The organism is Vibrio sp. MMG023, from assembly GCF_021654215.1.
Lineage (GTDB): Bacteria > Pseudomonadota > Gammaproteobacteria > Enterobacterales > Vibrionaceae > Vibrio > Vibrio jasicida.
The window spans coordinates 724,569-746,725 of sequence record NZ_JAKFZP010000002.1; the positions used below are offsets into that span (position 1 = coordinate 724,569).

Annotated in this window: 20 protein-coding genes and 1 pseudogene; 9 read left to right on the forward strand and 12 right to left on the reverse strand. The window is 43.6% G+C overall.

Annotation, left to right across the window (positions count from 1 at the left end):
- Window positions 1–7 precede the first annotated feature (7 nt).
- From L1076_RS08460 to L1076_RS08505, 10 genes are read right to left on the reverse strand one after another with little or no spacing between them, the layout of a single operon-like run.
- The gene (locus L1076_RS08460) at window positions 8–706 is read right to left on the reverse strand and encodes a tetratricopeptide repeat protein (protein WP_038865949.1); all 699 of its coding nucleotides are present in this window, start codon (window positions 704–706) and stop codon (window positions 8–10) included.
- Window positions 706–1,566 (reverse strand): type II secretion system F family protein, encoded by an 861-nt coding sequence (locus L1076_RS08465; RefSeq protein ID WP_038865948.1) that lies wholly within the window; start codon window positions 1,564–1,566, stop codon window positions 706–708. Before L1076_RS08465 ends, L1076_RS08460 begins: the two co-directional genes overlap by 1 nt.
- The gene (locus L1076_RS08470; RefSeq protein WP_045405601.1) at window positions 1,563–2,465 is read right to left on the reverse strand and encodes a type II secretion system F family protein; all 903 of its coding nucleotides are present in this window, start codon (window positions 2,463–2,465) and stop codon (window positions 1,563–1,565) included. The genes L1076_RS08465 and L1076_RS08470 overlap by 4 nt, the downstream gene beginning before the upstream one ends.
- Window positions 2,465–3,742, reverse strand: coding sequence for a CpaF family protein (locus tag L1076_RS08475; protein WP_038879009.1), 1,278 nt, complete (start codon window positions 3,740–3,742; stop codon window positions 2,465–2,467). Before L1076_RS08475 ends, L1076_RS08470 begins: the two co-directional genes overlap by 1 nt.
- Window positions 3,739–4,974, reverse strand: coding sequence for a chromosome partitioning protein ParA (locus L1076_RS08480; protein WP_045405536.1), 1,236 nt, complete (start codon window positions 4,972–4,974; stop codon window positions 3,739–3,741). Before L1076_RS08480 ends, L1076_RS08475 begins: the two co-directional genes overlap by 4 nt.
- Complete coding sequence (locus L1076_RS08485) at window positions 4,974–5,450, reverse strand: hypothetical protein (protein ID WP_038865944.1); 477 nt, start codon at window positions 5,448–5,450, stop codon at window positions 4,974–4,976. The genes L1076_RS08480 and L1076_RS08485 overlap by 1 nt, the downstream gene beginning before the upstream one ends.
- A complete protein-coding gene (locus tag L1076_RS08490; protein WP_050566679.1) occupies window positions 5,447–6,796 on the reverse strand; it encodes a pilus assembly protein N-terminal domain-containing protein in 1,350 nt (449 codons plus the stop codon). The genes L1076_RS08485 and L1076_RS08490 overlap by 4 nt, the downstream gene beginning before the upstream one ends.
- Entirely contained in the window at window positions 6,796–7,641 is an 846-nt protein-coding gene (gene cpaB, locus L1076_RS08495) for a Flp pilus assembly protein CpaB (protein ID WP_038865943.1), read from the reverse strand. Before cpaB ends, L1076_RS08490 begins: the two co-directional genes overlap by 1 nt.
- Window positions 7,642–7,657: 16 nt before the next feature.
- On the reverse strand, window positions 7,658–8,101 hold the full coding sequence (locus L1076_RS08500) for a prepilin peptidase (RefSeq protein ID WP_054756452.1): 444 nt from the start codon (window positions 8,099–8,101) through the stop codon (window positions 7,658–7,660).
- 26 nt (window positions 8,102–8,127) lie between these two features.
- Window positions 8,128–8,331 (reverse strand): Flp family type IVb pilin, encoded by a 204-nt coding sequence (locus tag L1076_RS08505; protein ID WP_054756421.1) that lies wholly within the window; start codon window positions 8,329–8,331, stop codon window positions 8,128–8,130.
- 332 nt (window positions 8,332–8,663) lie between these two features.
- Between L1076_RS08505 and L1076_RS08510 the strand changes: the two genes are divergently transcribed.
- From L1076_RS08510 to L1076_RS08550, 9 genes and pseudogenes are all read left to right on the forward strand, one after another.
- Window positions 8,664–9,527 (forward strand): LysR family transcriptional regulator, encoded by an 864-nt coding sequence (locus L1076_RS08510; RefSeq protein WP_038878998.1) that lies wholly within the window; start codon window positions 8,664–8,666, stop codon window positions 9,525–9,527.
- Between the two features lie 11 nt (window positions 9,528–9,538).
- Entirely contained in the window at window positions 9,539–10,354 is an 816-nt protein-coding gene (locus L1076_RS08515; RefSeq protein ID WP_054756419.1) for a transglycosylase SLT domain-containing protein, read from the forward strand.
- A gap of 153 nt (window positions 10,355–10,507) precedes the next feature.
- Window positions 10,508–12,199 (forward strand): AMP-binding protein, encoded by a 1,692-nt coding sequence (locus L1076_RS08520; RefSeq protein ID WP_038865934.1) that lies wholly within the window; start codon window positions 10,508–10,510, stop codon window positions 12,197–12,199.
- Between the two features lie 332 nt (window positions 12,200–12,531).
- A complete protein-coding gene (locus L1076_RS08525) occupies window positions 12,532–13,167 on the forward strand; it encodes a response regulator transcription factor (protein WP_042603847.1) in 636 nt (211 codons plus the stop codon).
- Window positions 13,168–13,373: 206 nt separating this feature from the next.
- On the forward strand, window positions 13,374–13,967 hold the full coding sequence (locus L1076_RS08530) for a hypothetical protein (RefSeq protein WP_038865931.1): 594 nt from the start codon (window positions 13,374–13,376) through the stop codon (window positions 13,965–13,967).
- Between the two features lie 95 nt (window positions 13,968–14,062).
- On the forward strand, window positions 14,063–14,746 hold the full coding sequence (locus tag L1076_RS08535; RefSeq protein ID WP_038865930.1) for a fimbria/pilus periplasmic chaperone: 684 nt from the start codon (window positions 14,063–14,065) through the stop codon (window positions 14,744–14,746).
- Between the two features lie 10 nt (window positions 14,747–14,756).
- Window positions 14,757–17,147 carry a fimbria/pilus outer membrane usher protein gene (locus L1076_RS08540; RefSeq protein WP_237303511.1) on the forward strand — a complete coding sequence of 797 codons (2,391 nt, stop codon included), beginning with the start codon at window positions 14,757–14,759 and terminating at the stop codon, window positions 17,145–17,147.
- A gap of 3 nt (window positions 17,148–17,150) precedes the next feature.
- Window positions 17,151–18,002: a hypothetical protein gene (locus L1076_RS08545; RefSeq protein ID WP_038865928.1), complete on the forward strand. Its 852-nt coding sequence runs from the start codon at window positions 17,151–17,153 to the stop codon at window positions 18,000–18,002.
- A 128-nt stretch (window positions 18,003–18,130) separates the two neighbouring features.
- Window positions 18,131–18,277: pseudogene (locus L1076_RS08550) on the forward strand (transcriptional regulator); the annotation flags it as partial.
- Window positions 18,278–18,394: 117 nt separating this feature from the next.
- On the opposite strand, the gene fusA reads toward L1076_RS08550, so the two are convergent.
- Both fusA and radA read right to left on the reverse strand, forming a co-directional pair.
- Window positions 18,395–20,482, reverse strand: a complete 2,088-nt coding sequence (gene fusA, locus L1076_RS08555) for an elongation factor G (RefSeq protein WP_038878985.1) — start codon at window positions 20,480–20,482, stop codon at window positions 18,395–18,397.
- Window positions 20,483–20,699: 217 nt separating this feature from the next.
- Window positions 20,700–22,079 (reverse strand): DNA repair protein RadA, encoded by a 1,380-nt coding sequence (radA, locus tag L1076_RS08560; protein WP_038865921.1) that lies wholly within the window; start codon window positions 22,077–22,079, stop codon window positions 20,700–20,702.
- Window positions 22,080–22,157 lie beyond the last annotated feature (78 nt).

The window sequence follows — 22,157 nt, forward strand, 5'->3', positions numbered from 1 at the left end:
ACCCTTATTACCGGTGTAACTTCCTCGAGATTTGCGCTACTTGAGAATCGGTAAATGCTCCTTCAAGTAAATCTCTCGCTTGATAGACATCCCCTACTTTGAACAGTGCGATAGCCAAATTCGCTCGCACTTTCTGGTTACTTGGGTTCTCTTGATAAACAGGAACCAATAGCGATATCACGTCGTCATACTGTCGTTGTGCAAGATAAACTACGGCTAAATTGTTTTTCACCGCCACGTCGTTATAGCCTTTTAGACGAGCTTGATTGAACGCATTTTTTGCTTGAGAGAACTGGTCGGTATTGCAATAGGAGATGCCCGATAAAACATAGATTTCTCCGCTGTTGTTGCCCATTTCAATCGAGCTTTTATAGCGTTTCAGAGCCAAAGAATCTTCACCATCTTGGCTATGAATCTGACCTCTTAATTGCAGGAGCTCACTATTCTTCACCCCTTGATTGAGCAAATGGTCAGCATAAAACTTAGCCGACTCGATATCGCCCTTATCAAAATACACTTTTGCCAATTCCTGCATGATCTGGACGTCTTCAGGTCGCTTTTCTAGATGCCCTTTATAGTGATTAATCAGGCCTGTATGGTTATCAACACGCTCCATGTTTTGCACCACACTCTCTTCACTCTCTATTGTGGAAGAGCAACCAAACAGCAAAAGTAGTGGAATACTCAAAAAAGTCGCCTTATTCATTATTTACCCCCTCTAAAGCTCGTAAAGTCGATTTGTAAAAAGCCAGGAGCAAGAATAAAAATGACGATTGGAAACATGATCAGCAAGATCAAAGGCACACTCATTTTGGCTGACAATTTACCCATTTTCTCTTCAATTTCGAGTAATTGAATCCGACGCATATCTTCGGCTAAATCACTTAAAACATTCGCAACGGATGCGCCATAGTGAAGGTTTTGAATAATCGTTAAGACAAAGCTGTTGATTTCTGGTGCAGGCAAGCGAACGGAAAGATCATGCAATGCTTTTTCTATCCCATGTACTTTGCCGGCTTCTGATGTTTTATTGATTTGATAACATAAATCTTTATCGAAGATTTTTAGCTCTTGTGCTAAATACGCAAACGACGCTTCAATTGTCATACCGGTTTGCACGCAAACAGACATAATATCGAGGACATAAGGAAGGTTTTTCGAAACCTTTCGCACTAACATGCGCTTTCGCATCTCGAGCAACAGATCTGGAACAATGATGATACTAATAACAGCAATGATTGAAACTAATAACTTATTAATTAATGCCATGTCTAACAACCATATAAATACGGTTACTAAAAGAAAAACAACTGCTTTTAAAGGGAAGTAATATTTCGCTAAATCTTTATTGTAGTATCCGGCGTTAAGAAGTTTTTGCTCTAAATCTTTTTTGTTTCCTTCACCAAATTTAACAATGAAGGAATCGATTTTTTTCTTTGCCGGTTGTTTTTGGCCATATTTAAGATACTTGCTCAGTACCAACTCTTTTTTACGAGTGAAATAATAGTCATAAATCAAAAATGACAACGAAAAAATAATCAATAAAATACTCAGCGATAAAATCATCGTCTTACTCCTTTTACAAGAAGCCAAACAACGAATAAACCTAACACCTCACTACCTACAACATAGTAAAGTACCATCCGCCCTTGAGGGTCATTAAGAATAAAGTCGATGTGGCTCGGATCAATTTGATTGACCATGAATGCAAATGCGATCGGTATTGCAGCGACTACTTTAGCGGAGATACGAGCCTCAGAGGTCATCGCCATTTTTTTCGACTCTAACGTTCTGGCATCAACCAAAATGCGAATTAGCCTTGCCAATACATTTTTTAGTTGTCCACCACGGTTAATATTGGCGCGTATCGTAATGGTAAAGAAGATGTATTCTGGATAAGGAAATGCTTTACAAGAGCGAAGTAACACCTTTTCTGCATTTTCCCCCAGCTTAAGTCGATCGCCCATCTCTTTAAATTCTCGCCCGACTTCTCCTTCCATGTTTTCGCCAACAAAAGAAAAAGCGTGCATTAAACTCTCACCAGCGGTTACGGCACTCATCAAAATGTTCAATGCGTCCGGAAATTTCTTCTCGAAATCTAAGCGACGTTTGTTTTGCAACCAGTAATAGGCCCAAACTACTGAAAATGTAAAAATACCAATAGAAAGTAGCATTGATTTAATATTGAGAACTTCATAAATGACGTAATAACTTAAATAAGCAGAAAGAACGATAAACACAAAAATAATGAAATTTGCTCTTGGTCCTAAAACCTTTATTGCGGGAGATAAATTATTTTTGAATCTCTGCCAACGCTTTTGTTCCATCAATGCGTTCAAATTAATCGCCGCAATAATATCTTCGTCGACTTCAGTCTCTGGAAAATAATTCCCTATTTTGCTTCTTCGATGGCTCGTTAAAAGCAAAACGGCAATACCAAATAAGATAAAAGCAATCCATAACATCATGATCTTGCTCCTTGGAAGGCTTGCATTAGCTCTTCATACAAGCCGTAAAAATGTGCTTTCTTAACAAGCTCGGAGCGCTGCATAAGGCCCTCGGTCATAAAGCGTCCTCTTACTGCTTCACCATAACCCACTTCGTCGTATTGAAAACGGAAGATTTCCTCCATCACCACGCTATCGCCTTCGAGCCCTACGATTTCAGAGATGCTGGTTATTTTCCTTGAACCATCACGCAGTCGGTTCACTTGAACCACCAGCTCAATAGCACTCACAATCGCGCGTCGAATAGCATCGAGAGGCTGATTTAAGTTCGCCATCATTACCATGGATTCCACGCGTGATATTGCATCTCGTGGCGAGTTAGCATGCAGTGTCGACATGGAGCCTTCGTGACCCGTATTCATTGCTTGGAGCATCTCAAATGCTTCTGAGCCACGACACTCACCGAGGATGATTCGATCAGGGCGCATACGAAGCGCATTAATAACCAAATCACGCTGAGTCACTAAGCCCGTGTGTTCCACACTCTCCGCTCTCGTTTCTAGGCGAACTAGGTTGGGTTGCTCTAAACGAAGCTCTGCCGCATCCTCAATTGTCACAATACGCTCGTCTTCACTGATGTATTGTGAAAGCGAATTCAATAAGGTGGTTTTACCTGAACCCGTACCACCCGAGATCAGAATGTTCATTCGGCAACGGGAAGCAATTGATAACAATCTCGCCATGTCCATCGACAGTGAACCAAAATCAACAAGCTCTTCTAGCCCGATATTTTGTTCGCGGAATTTACGTATCGAAATTGAGGTACCATCTAAGGCAATGGGTGGGATAACGATGTTGACACGACTACCGTCCTCAAGACGCGCATCTACGGTAGGAGAAAGCTCATCCACACGACGTCCGATCCGCGCAGCAATTTGTTTTGCTATCGTCAGGACTTGCTCTTCATCGATGAAGGTAATGTCCGACTTTTCTAATTTGCCATGCTTCTCAAAAAAGACGTTATTGGGGCCATTTACCATGATGTCGGTTATCGCTCGGTCATCAACCAGCGATTGAATCGGCCCAAGACCAAAGAGTTCATCCAGCATGCTTTTGACCAAACTTGACTTCATCATGGTCGTGACTGGACGATCAAAGTTCGTCGCTAAAACATCGACAGCGTTTCGGATTTGCCCTTCAATTTCCAAACGAGAAAGGCTTTGTATTGCTTCAACATCTAAAGCCTCAAAAATCTGTGACCGAAAAGCCGTGTAGATCTCTTTATTTGAACTCATCTTACCCCCAATCTAGCGAGCCAACCGCTAGCATGTTGAGTGGATTGTCCATTGATCAAACGAGTAAGATCATCGATAGCATGATTGATATTTCGATCGTGTTTGTGCGCGCGCTTGCCCTCAATAAGAAGGTGAGCCAGTGAGCGACAATACCCCATATCAAGATTGACTTCAGAACCAAGATATTTCTGGAGATCATTTTGTTCGATAACAAACGTGTTCTCTGGTCGGTGGTGATTTGCAAGTGTAATAATCCGGATCCGCTTGCTCATTGAAAGCTGCTTATTCTCAAGCTGTTCAAGTAACGCTTTGGCATTGCGGACGGAAGAAACCGAAGGCTCAAAAACCACCACGACCACGTCGTAATTTTCAATCAACATATTGGGGTCAACACGAAAGTCGACGCTTCCCGAGAAGTCTTCGATCATAAAGTTGGTATTTCGACTCAGTAATTCGCAAAGTGTCTGGCTATAACTGAAAATGTCTGACTGAGATCGGTCACTATTAAGTGAAAGTAAACGTAGGTTTTTACGCACTTTGGTCAGATGACTTAATGCCCCTTCCGTATCTAACTCATGGATAGGGACAGAGTATTCGTCGATGGAGCGAGATTTGAAGTCATCTAGCGCAAGGAGCACATCAATATTGCTGTCATTGTATTGATGGTCGACCAACACATTATCGATATTATTGGAGGCTAACTTCGAGCTAATTTCAGTGGCAATAAACGACGTCCCTATCCCACCTTTGCTTCCGACAACTGCAACACGCTTTGCTTTTCGCTGTTTACTTACCCCTGTGTAAGTCTGCAAATTACGATGTACATTCATGACGAAATCAGCAAACTCGTGCTTGTTGATTGGCCAATAAAGATAATAGAACCCTAACTCTTTGAGCTGACGTAAGACGCAGATGGAGTCTTCTGTACCGATGACAATAATACCTTTGTGGGTCGGCATTTGGTTGGTTAACGCTTGAGCATCCGTGACAATGTCAGATGACTCCGTGAGTTCAAGAATGACAATATTTCCGCTTTGCTCTGAGTAAAAACCTTTAGGAACTGAACTCTGTTTTACACACGTTGGTGCACTCCACCCTTCAAACTCGAACATTTCTTGAACCAGAGACATACATTCCAAGCTCTGGTAAAGCAGTACACACCCTGTTGGCCCATGTGCACTTTCTATGATTTGCGGTTTGCTCTCTTTGAGAGATTTTCCTAAGTCAAACATCACAATCCCTCCACGATACGTTCCTTGTGTGAGACTTGCTTCATCCGAGCTACTTCAGAAAAGCAATTCCGACTGACATTCACCTCTTCTATCTCAGAAGGTGCGCACTGGTGCGTCACTAATGCGTGGTAAGTAATCGTCAGTTGGATGTCATTCGACAGCGAACTGTTTTGGCGCACAACAAACTCATCCGCTCTCAAACGCAACGCCGTCTTGTCTTTAAGTGATTTATAAACCACTTTTTTACCCTTATTGCTCCGATATTCAACAAGGTAACTCGCCCCTGAATCTATCTCGTCAACCGTGTCAAAAATCATGTTCAACTTTTCTTCCGTTTGTTGAGTAGATTTCACCGTAAACTGATAGATATGGGTTTCAGGGTAAATAAGCGCTTCCGCTCCTGGTCCATTGAAATAACGCTCAGCACACCCAGAAAGTAATAACGCGCTTAGCACTGCTACAAATAAAGTTTTCATTGAATAAACCCTCCCTGAGACAGCAATTGAATGGTTGGGTCATTGCCTTTGTTGCCTTCTTCACTATCCGAAATTTTCAACCAACGGCGAAGTGTCGACGTTTTGCTCATGTAGGGCATTTGGATGTCTTTCTTCTTCATTGGTTTGACAAGATTAACGGTCGCAACAATGATCAGCTCCGTGCGTCGTCTATCTGTAGAGGCTTTGCGAAACGCAGCGCCGAGAACAGGAATATCGCCAAGAAGTGGAATTTTTTGCAGCTCTTCTAAATCGGCACTACTCATCAGCCCACCAAGTACAAAACTATCGCCATCACCAAGTTCAATCGTGGTCATCGCTCTTCGAGTCGCAAATTGGGGTACTTCCAGCCCAGCAGAGCGAATGTATCTTTCTACTTCGCTAACTTCAGGCATAAGGCGCATTCGAATTTTGCCCTCATGAAGGACTTTCGCGGTAAGGTCGAGTTTGATACCAAACTCTCGGAAGGTAATGTTGATATTATTATTGGTGGTAACAATCACGGGCACTTCGCCACCAACGAGAAAGCTCGCAGACTCTCCTGAGATAACGGTAAGGTTTGGCTCGGCGAGGACTTGGGCAACGTTTTCATTACCAAGTGCAGTGATCAAAGTGGTGAGATCGGCAGCATCAAATTGTTGGAATAAAAACTCACCGACATCCGCCCCAACAGAAGACCAATCCACACCTACAGTTTGAGCGAACGTTTCTGTCACTTGAGCGACCGATATTTTCACATTGACCTGTTGATCCGTCGCGACCTCAATAAGTTCTAATATGCCTTCCCACGTCATATTGCGAGCAAAGATCATGCTTTGAGGTTCTTCAACATCGTAAGCATCACTTTCAAACTCCAAGACTTGGGTCTCTTCCCACTTCTCCGTTTTGTCTCTTCCGAGCAAAGTAGCGACCATTCGATAAATATCATCACGTTGCTGTTCCGACTCAACAACCCCACTCACTGCGACCTGATTACCCACCGATTCAACTTTGATGTTGAGTTCAGGGTAGTGAAGCTTGATTTGACGTCGGACCAACGACAGATCAATATCGACAATAATTCTGTCAGAGAGCAGCACTTTCTTCGATTTACCGTAAATGATGAATCTGGCTTGCCCGACATCCTTGGCAAAAACAACGACGGTATTTTCATTTACAACGTTGTAGTCGACAATTTCAGGGTCACTGACAAATACGGTCGAGATCGGTTCTTTCACCTCAATATGTTGACCATCACTCACCGTGATATAACGATCGCCAGAGAAAGCGGAAAAACTAAATAAAAACACCAAAAACCAAGCGTATGAGAATATCCTTTTTGTTTTCATCACAGCTCCTCTCCTTGGGCAGATTGACGAGAAGATCCTCTTAACTCGGTCACGCCACTGTAATTTCCGATCACATCACGAACTTCCGCGAAAACAGGCTCTTTATAGCGATGGCTTCGATATACCTCTAGATGCATCGTTTTCTGCGCGATAGATAACTTGGCGATCTCACTGGGCTCGACTTCAACAACGATGACTATTTGATGATCATCTTCACTTGAGACATTTGATTTAACTCGGGAGTCCACTGGCTCTTTGGTATTACCGACACTGAGCACTTTGACGTTTCTCAAAATCAATTGTGCGTTCACGCCACTAAAATCAATTGCGTCGGTATCTTCATCGGATAAGTTTTCTTTTGGGGAGCCTACGGAAAGTACATCAACATTAGTACCTGGACGGATATAACCTTTGACCAAGTTACGAGTACTCACCAGTAAAGAATACGGCTCTTTCCCTTCGGTAATGAGAAGGTCGATATAACGAGGGTCGTTTTCTTTAACTTGATATTCAGAGAAGACGATTTTTCCAGCTTCAATGTTTTTTGAAAGGAGAGTAGACGGTGAGAAATCCAGCTTTATATCGGAGTTAATCCCCTCTTCTAAAGCGATATTAAGCAACATCTGCTCTTTTTGAACATCATCGATTTCAATAGGTGTTCCGCGCTCTAGATTGCTCTTCGCACGCCAGACCTGAACATAATGAGCCTGTGGCTCATCTGAATTGCTTGGTTGGGATACGGTTGGATTTTGCTGTTGAGGCTGGGCAGTCATATGGTTGTAAAGTCCGATGCCTCCAACCAGTAATGCTAACAGTGCAAAAACCATCCCTATACGAGATCGCATACGCCCCTCCCGTTTTTTAAACGGATGTTTTCAAAAGAAGTGCCGTATAAAACCCACAACAAATTGCAACACCGTAGGGGAGCCCGATCTGAGATTTCTTACCCTCTCCAGTAACGTGAGATGGTCGCGGTAGTATCAGGTAGGTTACTGCCAATATCCCTCCGTATATCCCAACGAAAATCAATGCCTCTAAAAGGCTTTGAGTTGGGAGTGAGAAAGAAAAAGCAGCAATAAGTTTTACGTCCCCTCCTCCAAGTACCCTAATTACATGGAGGAAAAGCAAAGCAGACCAACAAATACCTAAAACCCAAAGACTTGATAATGAAAAATCTGCAATGCCAATTGCAATCGCTAAAACGGCAATCACCAATACGTGACTGTTTTTAATAGTGCGCTCCCTGATATCAGAAAGCGACACAACAAGACAGACTGTTGCTAACGTGATGTATACAAACAACATTCAATATTAAAAAACCTGTTTTAGTTTCAGAATTTATCTAAGTTAGTTGCAATATCAGTAAACGCTCCCCCTAATGCTTTGATAAGAGTTCCATCAGAAGCAAAGGTAAGAATCAAGAATGCCGCCATTGCTACGCCGATTAATCCGTACTCAATTGCAGTAACACCCTGCTCATCATTTTTGAGTTCGTTTAGGTAGTTTGTAATGTCTACATAAAGTTTAGTAATCATGGTTTGTCCCTCTTTCCTTGTTTCGTACTAATTGCTTAGCACTTTGATCGTAGACACCGGATCACTGTCTCAAAAATGAACAACATCGGTGTGACCGATTCTGCCAATACTCTGTATTCCAATTGTCCTTATTCTTTAGAGGTATCAGAAAAAACTTCTATCTACAGTTCAGTCAATTAGCTATCACTCTTCTTCTTTGACTGGCAAAAATAAGATTTTGTACCATAAACTAAAATCGTGACGCACGTCACACTTAGCCAAATTATTAGTTAAGCCTTCTTCATACCCATTAAGCTAAAACTTAAGGACTAGAGGAAAGAGGAAGCACCTCGATGAAACTTCCCTTCGACAATCTGATCTCTTTTCATGCCGTGATCACTCATGGTTCTTTCAGCAGTGGAGCAAGAAAGTTAGGTAAGTCTCAATCGACGGTAAGTGGTGCGGTGAAGAGCTTAGAAGAGGAGCTAGGCTATCTGCTAATAGACAGAAGCAACAAACAAGTTGAACCAACAGAACGGGGAAAGAAGATCTATCAGCTGGCAACGCCCATCATCAACAAGTACAACGAACTGAGCCAAATCGCCGAATCCCTGTTGAGAACTGATCTATACCATATGCGAGTCGGCATTGATTCTCTGGTGTTTAACAACGAAGTCAAAAGTGCACTCATTGAGTTCTCAGAAGCCTTTCCTGAAATTGAACTTACTGTCGTCACTAAACCAAGTCGAATTCTGGGTCAATACGTCAATAATAACCAAATCGATATTGCCATCTGCAACCCTTATCACCGCACCAAATTAGACTTTAATATTGATGAGCTTTTTACCGTCAACTGCAATTGGATTGTGCATCGAGAGTTAATTCAAGAGGGTAAGCCCACAGAGTCTCGACTACTCTTATTGGATGGGTGCGAAGATTTGATCGACCTTTCGAATGTAGCCAAAAACAACATGTGGATACTCGATGACATCAGTACCATCATGGAATTGTGTATTGCTAAGAAAGGCATGGCGTTCCTTCCGCAACATACGATTGATAACTCCATGCATCAGGGGGTGTTAGCAAAGGCCCCCAGCGAAAGTGCGTTGTTTGGGAAGCAGCTGTACGCCTCGTTGATTTGGCCAATACACTCTGACTACGGCAAATACCATCAATGGTTGCACGATAAATTAAGAAAAGGGCACAAACACTTTTAACTGGAGTCGAGATGTCTTTCTACTCTCCATTATTCAAAAACTACCTTCTCATCGTCTTGAGCATTGTTTTGCTTTATGCCTCTTACCCAATTCAAGCAAAAATGACTGCGGTAGACAAAAACTCCGTTGCTCAACAAAATCGGCAATCATTGAAAAATAAAAAGCTCAAGCTGAAACCTGCTCCAACCGCCTCTAGCAGTTCAAGAAATCGCGTTATTGAACTTCGAGGAAAAAATACGCCTTCTTCCCAAACAGTTTATTCGTTCATCAAAAAGCCGACACCGCCTGCCGCGTTACAGTATTTACCCACCATCGTCGCAGCATCAAAACAATGGCAGATTGATCCTGCTCTTATTCTTGCTGTCATTCATACGGAAAGCGCATTTAACCCCAATGCGGTATCTCATGCCGATGCAATTGGCTTGATGCAGGTGATGGAAAACGGTGGAGCATTAGAAGTCTCTCAGCAGCTCTATTTTGGACGAAGGATAGAAAGAGAAGCATTGTTTGAGCCTGAGTTTAATATCGATATAGGCACGGCATATTTACATATTCTCGAAACGGAGTATTTACACGCTATTCACTCAGAAAAGAGTCGAACCTTACTCGCAATTGCGGCCTACAACTGCGGTTTATCGAATTTAATGCGCTACTTATCTTATACACAATCCATTCAAAATTTTACTAAAGAAATGAATAATTTAAATGATGATGAAGTCTATTTTCGACTAACACAAGCACTGCCAATTGAAGAAACTCGGCTCTATGTCGCGAAAGTGATGAAGCTTTATCAGCACTATAAAAAGCACCTCACCAATACACTTTAATGATGGGCTTAACCGTACTTTGGCCCAAAGAATCGATAAGCTGTGATCCTTGACAGCAAGTTACTGTTTTTTCTCTCCCCAAATAATCATACTCATGCTATCGTTAACATTACATTAACAACAACAAACCTGCGATTAACATGGAGTTAGAGAATGATTCAGCCTAACGAGTTAAGTGAGCAGACTTGCGCTCTCCCACCACCAAATGAAATGATTCTCAAATGGGCAGCGGAGCGCCCAGATGAAGTCTACTTAAAACAAATCATCAACCGACAGTTTGTTGAGTTCACCTACGCCGAAGTGGCCGACCAAGCACTAAAATTGGTTACCGCTTTGCGCAATTTGGGGATTCAACCGGGCGATAAAGTCGCGCTAGTTTCAAAAAACTGTGCCGAATGGTTTATCTGTGACCTTGCCATGATGCTTGGCGATTACGTCAGCGTACCTATTTTCCCGACTGCGGGTGCAGATACCATTGAGTACTGCCTCACACACAGTGAAAGTAAAGCGATCATAGGCGGTAAGTTGGATGATCCGGCCGCGACCCAACAAGTCATTGATGCCATGCCTGATGTGATCAGCATTGCTTTACCTTACGACACCGCGCCGAAGTGCCAACATCAATTTAAAGCATTGATCGCTAATGCGCAGCCGAGTGAGGAGCGTCCTCAGCACTACGATGATAAGCTAATGTCTCTGGTTTATACATCTGGTACTTCTGGCCTGCCTAAAGGCGCAATGCTGACCTATGGCGCGTTCAGTTGGTCAGTACAGCAACTGATCAACCATATTGGTATACAAGAAAACGATCGCTTGTTCTCTTACTTGCCGCTTGCGCACATTACTGAGCGGGTATACATCTTTGGTTCGTCAGTCATGGGTGGCGTAACGACTGCTTTCCCAGAGTCACTCGATACTTTTATCGAAGACGTGAAGATGCACCGCCCTACGCTGTTTATCTCCGTGCCACGCTTATGGACACTGTTCCAACAACGTATTCAAGACAAACTGCCACAGAAAAAGCTCAACATTCTGTTGAAGATTCCTTTCGTCAACTCTCTTATTAAGAAGAAGCTGGCTGACGGCCTTGGCCTTGATCAAGCACGTGTATTGGGATGTGGCTCTGCGCCAGTATCTCCTGCCTTATTGGAGTGGTACCGCAGTGTCGGCCTCAACATTACCGAAGCTTGGGGCATGACCGAATCTTTCGCTTACAGCACCCTCAACTACCCATTCCGAGCAGATAAAATTGGTTCGGTTGGTAATGCAGGCCCTGGTATTGAACTCAAAATTGCTGACGATGATGAAATCATGGTTCGTGGTAACGGCTTATTCTCGGGTTATTACAAAAACGACATCGCAACTCAAGAGTCATTTGACAGCGATGGTTGGCTGCATACAGGCGATATCGGCTTTATTGATGCGGAAGGCTACCTCACCATTCAAGGTCGTAAAAAGGACACCTTTAAAACCGCCAAGGGCAAGTTTGTTGCCCCAGTACCAATTGAGAATAAGCTCTTTGAGTACAGCCGTGTAGAAATGATGTGCTTGATCGGCTTAGGTCTGCCTGCACCGATTCTGTTGGTCGTGCCACATGACTTCCCAAACTTTGATCGAGAGCGCTACGCTCGTACCACTCGTAAAGTGATTGAGAGAATGAACCAAGATTTGGAGTCTCATGAACAGATTAAAGGGGTATTGATGATCCAAGACCCGTGGAGTATAGAGAATGGCGTGCTCACACCAACACTCAAGATAAAACGTCATGTGCTTGAACAAAAGTATCATGAAATTGGTCACAACTGGCCGAAAGGCGATCTCGTTGTTTGGGAAGAAGATTTGTAATTATCCTTCCTAACTCACCCCAATATCACCCCTGATGCTGACAAAGTTGCGCATCAGGGGTGATTCTTTTCATACCTTTTCATACTCCGCCCGCTCTAGCTTCACCGCTTATTTTCCTAACTTATTGTCTTATCGATATTTGTATTCTAGTCATTTGGTACTAACCTTTTTTAATACAGGTGCACATGATTTGTTAGCGTAGTTTTGCTTACAACAATATGAAAATGCATGAATCATATGCCGCAGTCTATTCGTTAAATACTTTTATACATCAACGCGTTGAGAACTAGGTTAATAAAAAATCAAAGACTAGACCTACAGGAATATTTGCCATGGAATTCAGTACTCAGCATTTTGTTGTACACCTTTTAAGTCGAGATAATTCATACTCTAGGGTGATTCGCGACTTAATTAAGGTTTCCTTTCCATACGTCAACTTCGTCAATAGCGACCGCTTCACCCAGTTGGATGAAAACAGTCTCAACTCAATCATATTGTTCGACGTACAGACCATGCCATGCCCTAAACGATATGGTATTGCGCCTAACGAACGAGATGAAAAGTGGATCGCCGTTAATGTCAGCTCCCAAACCTCATTAGAGTGGCTAGAAAAAGGCTACTCAGGGCAGATTTGCCATGGACTGGAACTGCTTCCCAAAGCCGTCTCTGCGGTCGCAAATGGCGATGTTTGGTTCCCGCGCCACATCTTAAATAAAGCCATTCATCACTACCAACAGGGGACTGAAAACCCTGTCGTCGCGGCCGAAGAGCTTAGCTCTAAATTCTTGCTTACCAAAAGAGAGAGTGAAGTCTGCAAACTCATGCTTCAAGGTCTTTCTAATACGCAAATTGCAAGACACTCAAATGTGAGTGTGAATACGGTCAAAACTCACGCGTCCAACGTATTGCATAAATTGGATGTACATTCTCGCTACGAGTTAATGGCAATGGCAAAAGAACAGTTCTAAGCTAACCATAAGAAATTAAAAAGGATTATTGATTAATTCAACATTAGACAGGGTGGAATCAAATAGAGTTGAACCAAGTTCACCCCTTTTTCACCCTAACTAATGACATCATCTCACCTTTGTCGGTGAGGTTGAGAGACTCCTCCCCTCATAAGCTAGTAGAGCGATGCAACGATATGCATTCATTACTAACGAGGGATTGAGTTATGAAAAAGTTACTTCTTGCTTCAGCTGTAGCTGCAGCTGCTGCTTCACTTTCTTTTGGCGCTTCTGCGGTTCAGTTTAACAACCCAGTAGACTTTACAACGCTGAGCAAAACTGACCAAAAAACGATTCGTATTGAAGGTCGTGTGCCAAAACGTTGTTTACTACGAATCGGTAAGAAAGATGTGAAAAACAATGTTCTGCGTAAAGCAAACAAAGTGCACTCAGATTCGTGGGATAACGGGTTCAACAACAAGAAAGTGTTAGTTGGTAACTTACGCGCTTGGTGTAACTACGGTACTGATTTGGACTTCTCAGTAACCGCTTACAAACTTCGCGGTGTTACTAAACACAATATGGGCATGAAAATTAACTACAAAGTAAAAATTGGCTCTGAAACCGTTGCGAACACTAAAAACCACCATGGCATGGAGCAAATGGCAACTCCGCTTCCATCAGTTGGTGAGCACTTGGTGAACAAGATCAACAAGCATCCAATTTACGTGAAACCTGAAGATTCAGGCTTTGCACGAGCTGGTAAATATAAAGGTCGTATCAAAGTAAGCCTTGCTGCATCAGGTCCAGTAATGCCTTAACCGAACGACATCTTTATAGATAATATCTTTTAAAGGTAAAGGCAAAAAAACTTGGCTCGGTTATCGAGCCAAGTTTGTTATAGGGAGATAAATCTATGGCTAGGATCACCACTCTTCTCTTTTCTTTATTGTTCAGTTCTGTCTTATTTGCTTATGAGGTAAGTCCGATTTACTTAGAGCTTGATGATGTAGGACGGGGTTCCCAAGGGCTTTATAAAGTAACAAATGTAGAAGAAGAGCCCATTCTGCTTGAAGTGAGTGTCTATCAAGCTGATTTCTCTAGTGGGGAGGAAATCTTAACGCCATCAGAAGAGGACTTCTTAGTTCTCCCACCTCAAGCCAAAATCGATGGACAAAAATCACAAACATTCCGCGTCCGTCACATGCCGAAAGGTAACATCAGCCAGACAGTCACCTACCGAATTATCTTTACTCAGATTGAACTTGAAAATCAGGTCGAAGACGAGACGGATGACAGTTCGATCTCAATGCTATTAGAGTTTGCGACCCTTGCCTTCGTTTCACCAGCATCCAGCAAATCCATTCCAAAAGCGTCGATTCAAAATAACCAAGTTGCGTTAACCAACGATGGCAAACGCGTACTGAATATGAACGGGATGGAATTCAATTTCTCCGGAGGCAAGTCAAACGAGACTATCGATTGGGAAGTGTTGAGCAATAAGAGTAGTGCTTATTTAATGCCGGGGAGCACGGTGAAATACGCCCTTCCTAGCAAGTTAGGACAACCAAAGAAAGTCACCGTAAAAACATTAGACTAATGAGGTTTTCATGAAGAATCTCATTATAGGCCTTATCTTCTTGCTGACCTTGCAAACTGCAACTGCTCAAAGTTGGTTATTTCCATTTCCGTTGATATGGGGGGAAAGGACCCTTGGAGAAATCGATGCGTATTCGGATGGGATCACAGTTGGCTCCATCAATGTAGAACAATTGACACAAGCAACTGAGCAATTAGTCAATGCTGGTACGCTCGACGCCCTCCGAAACTTACCAGATGAGTATGTCACGGTCGAGCAATTGAAGCAGATGGGAATAGCAGCAGAATTCAATTCATCAGATCAAAGCATCAACCTCGTGATTGATGAATCCGCAGCGGCTGATTTCCTGCTTTCTTTCGGCAGTAAATACGAGCCTGCGCAATATTCAGAGAGTGCATTTTGGACCATGCAAAACACTTTCAATGCCAGTACTGATTATACCTTGTTTAGCGATTCAGACAGTGAAAATACGCAGACATGGTTAGGAGAATGGTTGGTGAAGGCCAACATAGGTGGGGTTCGTGGTGCCAATATCGACGTCTCGGGTTTTATTACTGGTGGCGACGATATTGACTCTGACGTTTATCGTGGGGAGGCAAGACTCTTCTTCGATGAACCGAGCACGCCTTGGCGTTTAACCTTCGGTGATGTGACTCAAACCAGTGCCGGTCATTTACCTAGTACACCGTTAGGCGGCGTTGCATTTGAGCGTTTGTATCAAGACCTTCAACCAACTCGCAATATTCAAAATGGTGGTACACAACCTTTAGTGCTTAACGAAAGTGCTGATGTGGAGATTTACATCAATGATATTTTCCTCACCGAAATCCGACTTCCACCAGGCCGATACACCCTTGATGACCTTCCGTTGGTCTCTGGCACTAATGATGTTCGGTTAGACATCAGTTATCAATCAGGCCGCACAGACACCATTGTTTATAGCCAATTTTTCAATTCTCGCCTACTGCGTGAAGGCATCTCTGATTTTGGATTTTACTCAGGACTGATTTCGACGATTGAGGACAACAACTTCAAATACGATGATGAGCAATGGGTAACGTCTGGGTATTACGATTACGGTATCAGCGATACCTTAACGCTTGGCGTAAACGGCTTGTATCACCCAGATGGGCAACAACTTGGTGTTATCGCTACCATTGGTTCAGATTGGGGGAATTTGGGGTTAAGGGCCTCCGCTCAAAACAACAAACCCAATGATGAAACTGGCAGCATTTACAGCCTGGATTACTCTCATCAACTTTGGGGAACGGACAGTTATGGCTCACCAAACTTTCGTTTAGGTGCTGAATATCAAGATCAGTATTTTTCACTGCCTTGGCAAATTGGCCCTTCAGCGACAGGGTTACGAGTGTTCTCTAACTATGTATTTACCATTACGGATGATCTCAATCTCATCTTAACTGGGGACTATCGTGATTTTGAAGAAGAGGAAATTGAATGGCTAGTTTCGTCAGAAATTGCGTGGCAATGGTATAGCCTCTCGCTCTCTGCTGGTGTAGAAAAAGAGGAGAACCCAAACGACAATATTGATGAAACGCGCTTCACCTTCTCCGCGGATTGGGATTGGAATTCGGTTTCTGGGGAATATAACGCCAATGTTTCCTATTCGAATGAGCCCGATACTTATCGAGCACAATTCCAACGTCCATCCGATGATTACACTGGCAGCTATGGCTATGCTATGACCGCGGAAGGCGATGCAGATTCACAAACCTATTCCGTTGAAGGCGATTATGTAGCCAACCGATTTATTACCGATGCCAAAGTCTCCCACCTAGAATTTGATAACGCAGACAGTTACCAAACGGCTTCCGTTCGCGCGAGTACGGCATTGACATTAGCAGACGGTAACTTGGCGTGGTCGCGCCCAATAAATGGCCCAGTTGCGATTGTCGCAGTTCATGAGTCACTAAACGCAGACGTCGAGATCAATGCTGTCGCGGATGATCCCGCAGAAGCCATATCAACTTCTACAATAAATAATGCGGTTCAATTGTCTGGTGGGCACCAGTTATCAACGATATTTATCAATGTGCCTGATGCGCCCGTCGGGTATGACTTTGGCGACAGTGAGTACAGCATTACTCCAGGGTCTCAAACCGGACACCTCATAAAAATAGGGTCTGCAGCATCGAAAACCATCATTGGTACGATTGAACTTAGCCAGAATAAACCATTAAAACTATTCCAAGGTCAGTTAGTTGGACAACAGAAAACGTATGAATTTTTCACTAACCGATCAGGTAGATTTGTTGTAGAAGGCGTTGCGCCGGGCGATTACACCATCATGGTAGATGGCTTCTCCCCAACGAAACTGAACGTCCCTGATACAAATGAAAATCTGATTTATCTACCCACTTTACTTATTAAAGAGGGATAAACAATGAAACATCTAATCAAACTCTCAGTGCTTGGTTTTGCCCTACTTTCCCATTCAGTCTGGGCGGAATGCAGTGGTAAATGGACGCTCAATGTCGACAGAAGTAACGTCGAATTTAAACGCGATTTAGGCGCTTATATACCCGTCTACCTTGAACTCTCAAGAGACATCCAACGCTGCCGCTTTCCGATGGCCATGGTCTCGGTTAACAATAAGCAATCTAGCTACTTGAGCTCAATAAGTGGAAACCTACCCCTGACGATCTTAGACAAAAACTTTCGTCAATTAAGCCACTTTCCTAATAAAGGGTTCCAACTTCCACTTGATAATAGCCAGAGAACCAAGTTTTGGATTAAAGTCCCAGAGGCCAAAACATCTGCCTCTGGGAATTATACCGGCCTGCTAGAAGCCTCCATTTCACTAGATAGAAAAGAAGAGACCAAGAATGCAAAAGTAAAACTAAAGGTACCCGCCTTTGTCGCATTTAACTCTGCACCGAATACTCCCAACCTTCAGCGCTCCGGCAATTCAGGTTATCGCTTCCAGTTAGGTGAACTTGAATCCAACCGAACCTACCGGTCTGATTTTGATCTTCTGTCTAATTCAAACGTTCGCTTGGTCATTAAACAAAAGTATGGTGAGTTAAAACAAAAGTCAGAACCAGACTTTACGATTCCCTATACCCTCAAATTTAACCATACCCAGGTAAACCAGAAGTCGGTTTATACCTTCTCTAATAATGAAGATACTAAGCGGTGGGGTTTACCTCTCGAAGTAACGCTAGGCAACATTGATTTTGCCCGTGCGGGAAGATACCAAGACACGATTACGGTAGAAGTGAAAGCGATGCCTTAAAGTGAAACCACCAAGTACAAAGCCAGCGGTGAATTGCCCGTTGGCTTTTTCTTTAGCTAGCGTTCAATCTCGCCAAAACGGTTTCTGAATTTCCTTTTGTACTTCACTTTCGTTGTAACCAATATCATCCAAAAGATGCTTATTACCTTTGCGCTCACACTGGTTACCTGAAACGACAAAAAGCACTGTCGTTTAGCCAGTGGATAAAAGAAGAGATTGCTGAATTTGAGAAGACCACGGTTAGAGACTTTGAGACCATAACCTTGGCTCAATAAAACTAAGATTTAACGACGAGCCCTGCAACAAGTTCTGTTGATAGAAAGTGAGAGAACAGATAGTAAAAAGCCCCGCACTAGGCGGGGCTTTGAGATTTTAAAGAGTTAACTTAAGAATTACTTCTTACCGTCACGCTCTTTAACTTCTGCGATTACTTGCTCAGCAACGTTTGCTGGACATGCTGAGTAGTGTGCGAACTCCATAGAGAACTGACCACGACCAGAAGTGATAGTACGTAGGTGACCGATGTAACCGAACATTTCTGATAGAGGAACGTCAGCTTTAATACGAACGCCTGTAGTACCAGCTTGTTGGTCTTTGATCATACCACGACGACGGTTAAGGTCACCGATTACGTCACCAACGTTGTCTTCTGGAGTAAACACGTCAACGTTCATGATTGGCTCAAGAAGTTGCGCGCCTGCTTTAGGCATAGACTGACGGAATGCACCTTTCGCTGCGATTTCGTAAGCGATTGCTGATGAGTCAACTGCGTGGAAACCACCGTCGAATAGTTCAACTTCAACGTCTAGAGTTGGGAAGCCAGCTAGAACACCAGTATCCATCATTGACGCAAAGCCTTTCTCAACTGCAGGCCAGAATTCTTTAGGTACGTTACCACCAACAACTGTTGATTTGAACGTGAAGCCAGAGTTTGGCTCACCTGGTTTGATACGGTAATCGATCTTACCGAACTGACCAGAACCACCAGACTGTTTCTTGTGCGTGTAGCTATCTTCAACTGGTTTAGTGATAGTTTCACGGTAAGCTACCTGTGGAGCACCTACTTCTAGCTCAACGCCGTAAGTACGCTTAAGGATGTCTACCTTGATGTCTAGGTGAAGTTCACCCATACCTTTCAGGATAGTTTCACCTGAATCTTCATCAGTCTCAACTTGGAATGATGGATCTTCTGCAACCATTTTACCGATCGCGATACCCATTTTCTCAGTAGAACCTTTGTCTTTTGGAGAAACAGCAATAGAGATTACTGGTTCTGGGAAGATCATAGCTTCTAGAGTACATTCGTGCTTAGGATCACATAGAGTGTGACCAGTTTGAACGTTCTTCATACCTACTACAGCGATGATGTCACCAGCTTGAGCTTCAGTAAGTTCGTTACGTTCGTCAGCTTGCATCTCACACATACGACCGATACGCTCAGTCTTACCAGTTGCAGAGTTAAGGATTGTGTCACCCTTCTTCATGCGACCAGAGTAGATACGGATAAATGTTAGTGCACCAAAACGGTCGTCCATGATCTTGAACGCAAGTGCTTTTAGTGGCGCGTCAGCGTCTACTGTAGCTACTTCACCTGTTGCTTCACCAGTTTCTGGATCTGTTAGAGGCTGAGGATCAACTTCGTTTGGAGCTGGTAGGTAATCTACAACAGCGTCAAGGATAAGTTGCATGCCTTTGTTTTTGAATGCAGAACCACAGAACGTTGGGAAGAACGCTAGATCACGAGTACCTTTACGGATACAAGCTTTTAGTTGATCGATAGTCGGCTCTTCGCCTTCCATGTAAGCTTCCATTAGGTCGTCGTCTTGCTCTACAGCAGTTTCAACTAGCTCTTCACGGTACTGTTCTAGGTCATCAAGCATGTCCGCAGGAACGTCTTGGATTTCGTAGTTTTCTGGTAGACCTGTGTCATCCCAAACGTAAGCTTTACGGTTTAGTACGTCTACAACACCAACGAAATCGTCTTCACGACCGATTGGTAGAGTCATAACTAGTGGGTTTGCACCTAGTACGTTCTTAACTTGGTCAACAACGTTGAAGAAGTCTGCACCCATACGGTCTAGTTTGTTTACGAAGATCAGACGAGCAACTTCTGAGTCGTTCGCGTAACGCCAGTTTGTTTCTGACTGAGGCTCAACACCACCAGAACCACAGAATACACCGATACCACCGTCAAGAACTTTAAGTGAACGGTATACTTCAACTGTAAAGTCTACGTGTCCAGGAGTGTCGATTACGTTCAGGCGGTGACCGTTCCACTCACAAGTTACTGCTGCAGACTGGATTGTAATACCACGCTCAGCTTCTTGCTCCATGAAGTCAGTTGTAGACTCGCCGTCGTGTACTTCACCAGTCTTATGGATTTTACCAGTAAGCTTCAGGATACGCTCAGTTGTGGTAGTTTTACCCGCATCAACGTGCGCGAAAATACCAATGTTTCTGTATTTTGATAAATCAGTCATTGTCTTACTCTGTTAATAAGGTATAAAGTGCGCGCAGAGTATATCACAATCTGTCAAGACGGATACCTTTGCGTGCCATTGGAACAAAAAAAATTTTAACGTCGATTTTCCACCCTCAAATAATAGTCAAACTTCGCAATTTGTGTGCTTAATTCAAGAATAATGAGGATGGGTTCAACATTATTGTTACCCCTTAAATTGGGGCACAAGATGGCATTTACAACTCATCAAATGCTTCGATGGCCTCCGAGAGTTTTTTCACACCATGGATTTGCATACCAGGAATTCCGCCCTTAGGCATATTCGCCGCTGGCACTATCGCTTTCTTAAAGCCGTGTTTAAATGCTTCATTTAAACGCTCTTGGCCACTTGGTACTGGGCGAATTTCACCCGCCAAGCCAACCTCACCAAACACGACAACATCTTTCGGTAACGGGCGATCGCGGAAACTCGATAAAAGCGCCATAACTAACGCAAGGTCAGCACTGGTTTCTGTCACTTTTACACCACCGACGACATTCACGAACACATCTTGGTCTGCCATTTGAAGACCACCATGCTTATGCAGTACCGCTAATAATAAAGACAGGCGGTTTTGTTCTAGGCCAACCGCAACACGACGTGGGTTTGCCAATTGTGAGTAGTCCACTAGCGCTTGAATCTCTACTAATAGAGGACGCGTACCTTCCCACACCACCATAACGGAAGAACCCGATGTTTCCTCTTCACCACGGGATAGGAAAATCGCCGAAGGGTTATTGACCTCTTTCAGTCCCTGTCCCGTCATAGCAAATACGCCAAGCTCGTTCACAGCACCGAAACGGTTTTTATGACTACGCAAAGTACGGAAGCGGCTGTCAGTGCCACCATCGAGCAGAACTGAACAGTCAATAATGTGCTCAAGTACTTTCGGGCCGGCAAGGGTACCATCTTTTGTTACGTGACCAACAATAAAGACGGCGACATTGTTTTGCTTTGCGTATCTCGTTAATGCCGTTGCTGATTCACGTACCTGAGCTACACTGCCCGGTGACGACTGAACGTCAGACACGTGCATAACTTGAATCGAGTCGATAACCATAATGCGAGGTTGCTCTTTCTCGGCGATTTGGCAAATTTTATCGACGTTCGTTTCCGACAACATCTTTAGATGGTCTTTCGGCAGCCCAAGGCGAGAGGCTCGCATCGCGACTTGCTGCAAAGACTCTTCACCCGTCACATACAAGGTTGGCATTTGAGAAGAGAGTAAGCACATGGTTTGCAGTAATAAGGTCGACTTACCCGCACCAGGGCTACCACCAATCAAAATCGCAGCACCAGGAACAACACCACCGCCTAGAACACGGTCTAGTTCTTTAAAACCACTGGTGAATCTTGGGACTTCTTGTAAATCGATTTCCGATAAGGTTTGAACTTTCGATTCTGTTGCTGAACCAGCATAACCACTCAAGCGTTCATTGCGCGCAACCGTCGGAGAGGCTGCAATACGAACTTCAGTAATCGTATTCCACGCGCCACATGCGTTACATTGCCCCTGCCAACGCGGGAAGTCTGCGCCACAATCATTACAAACATACGCTCGTTTTGCTTTCGCCATGATGCCTCGATTTTTTCAACACTCGGTTTTTTCAACAAATGTGACCAAGCACAGCCATGTCAGACCTTATATGAGCAG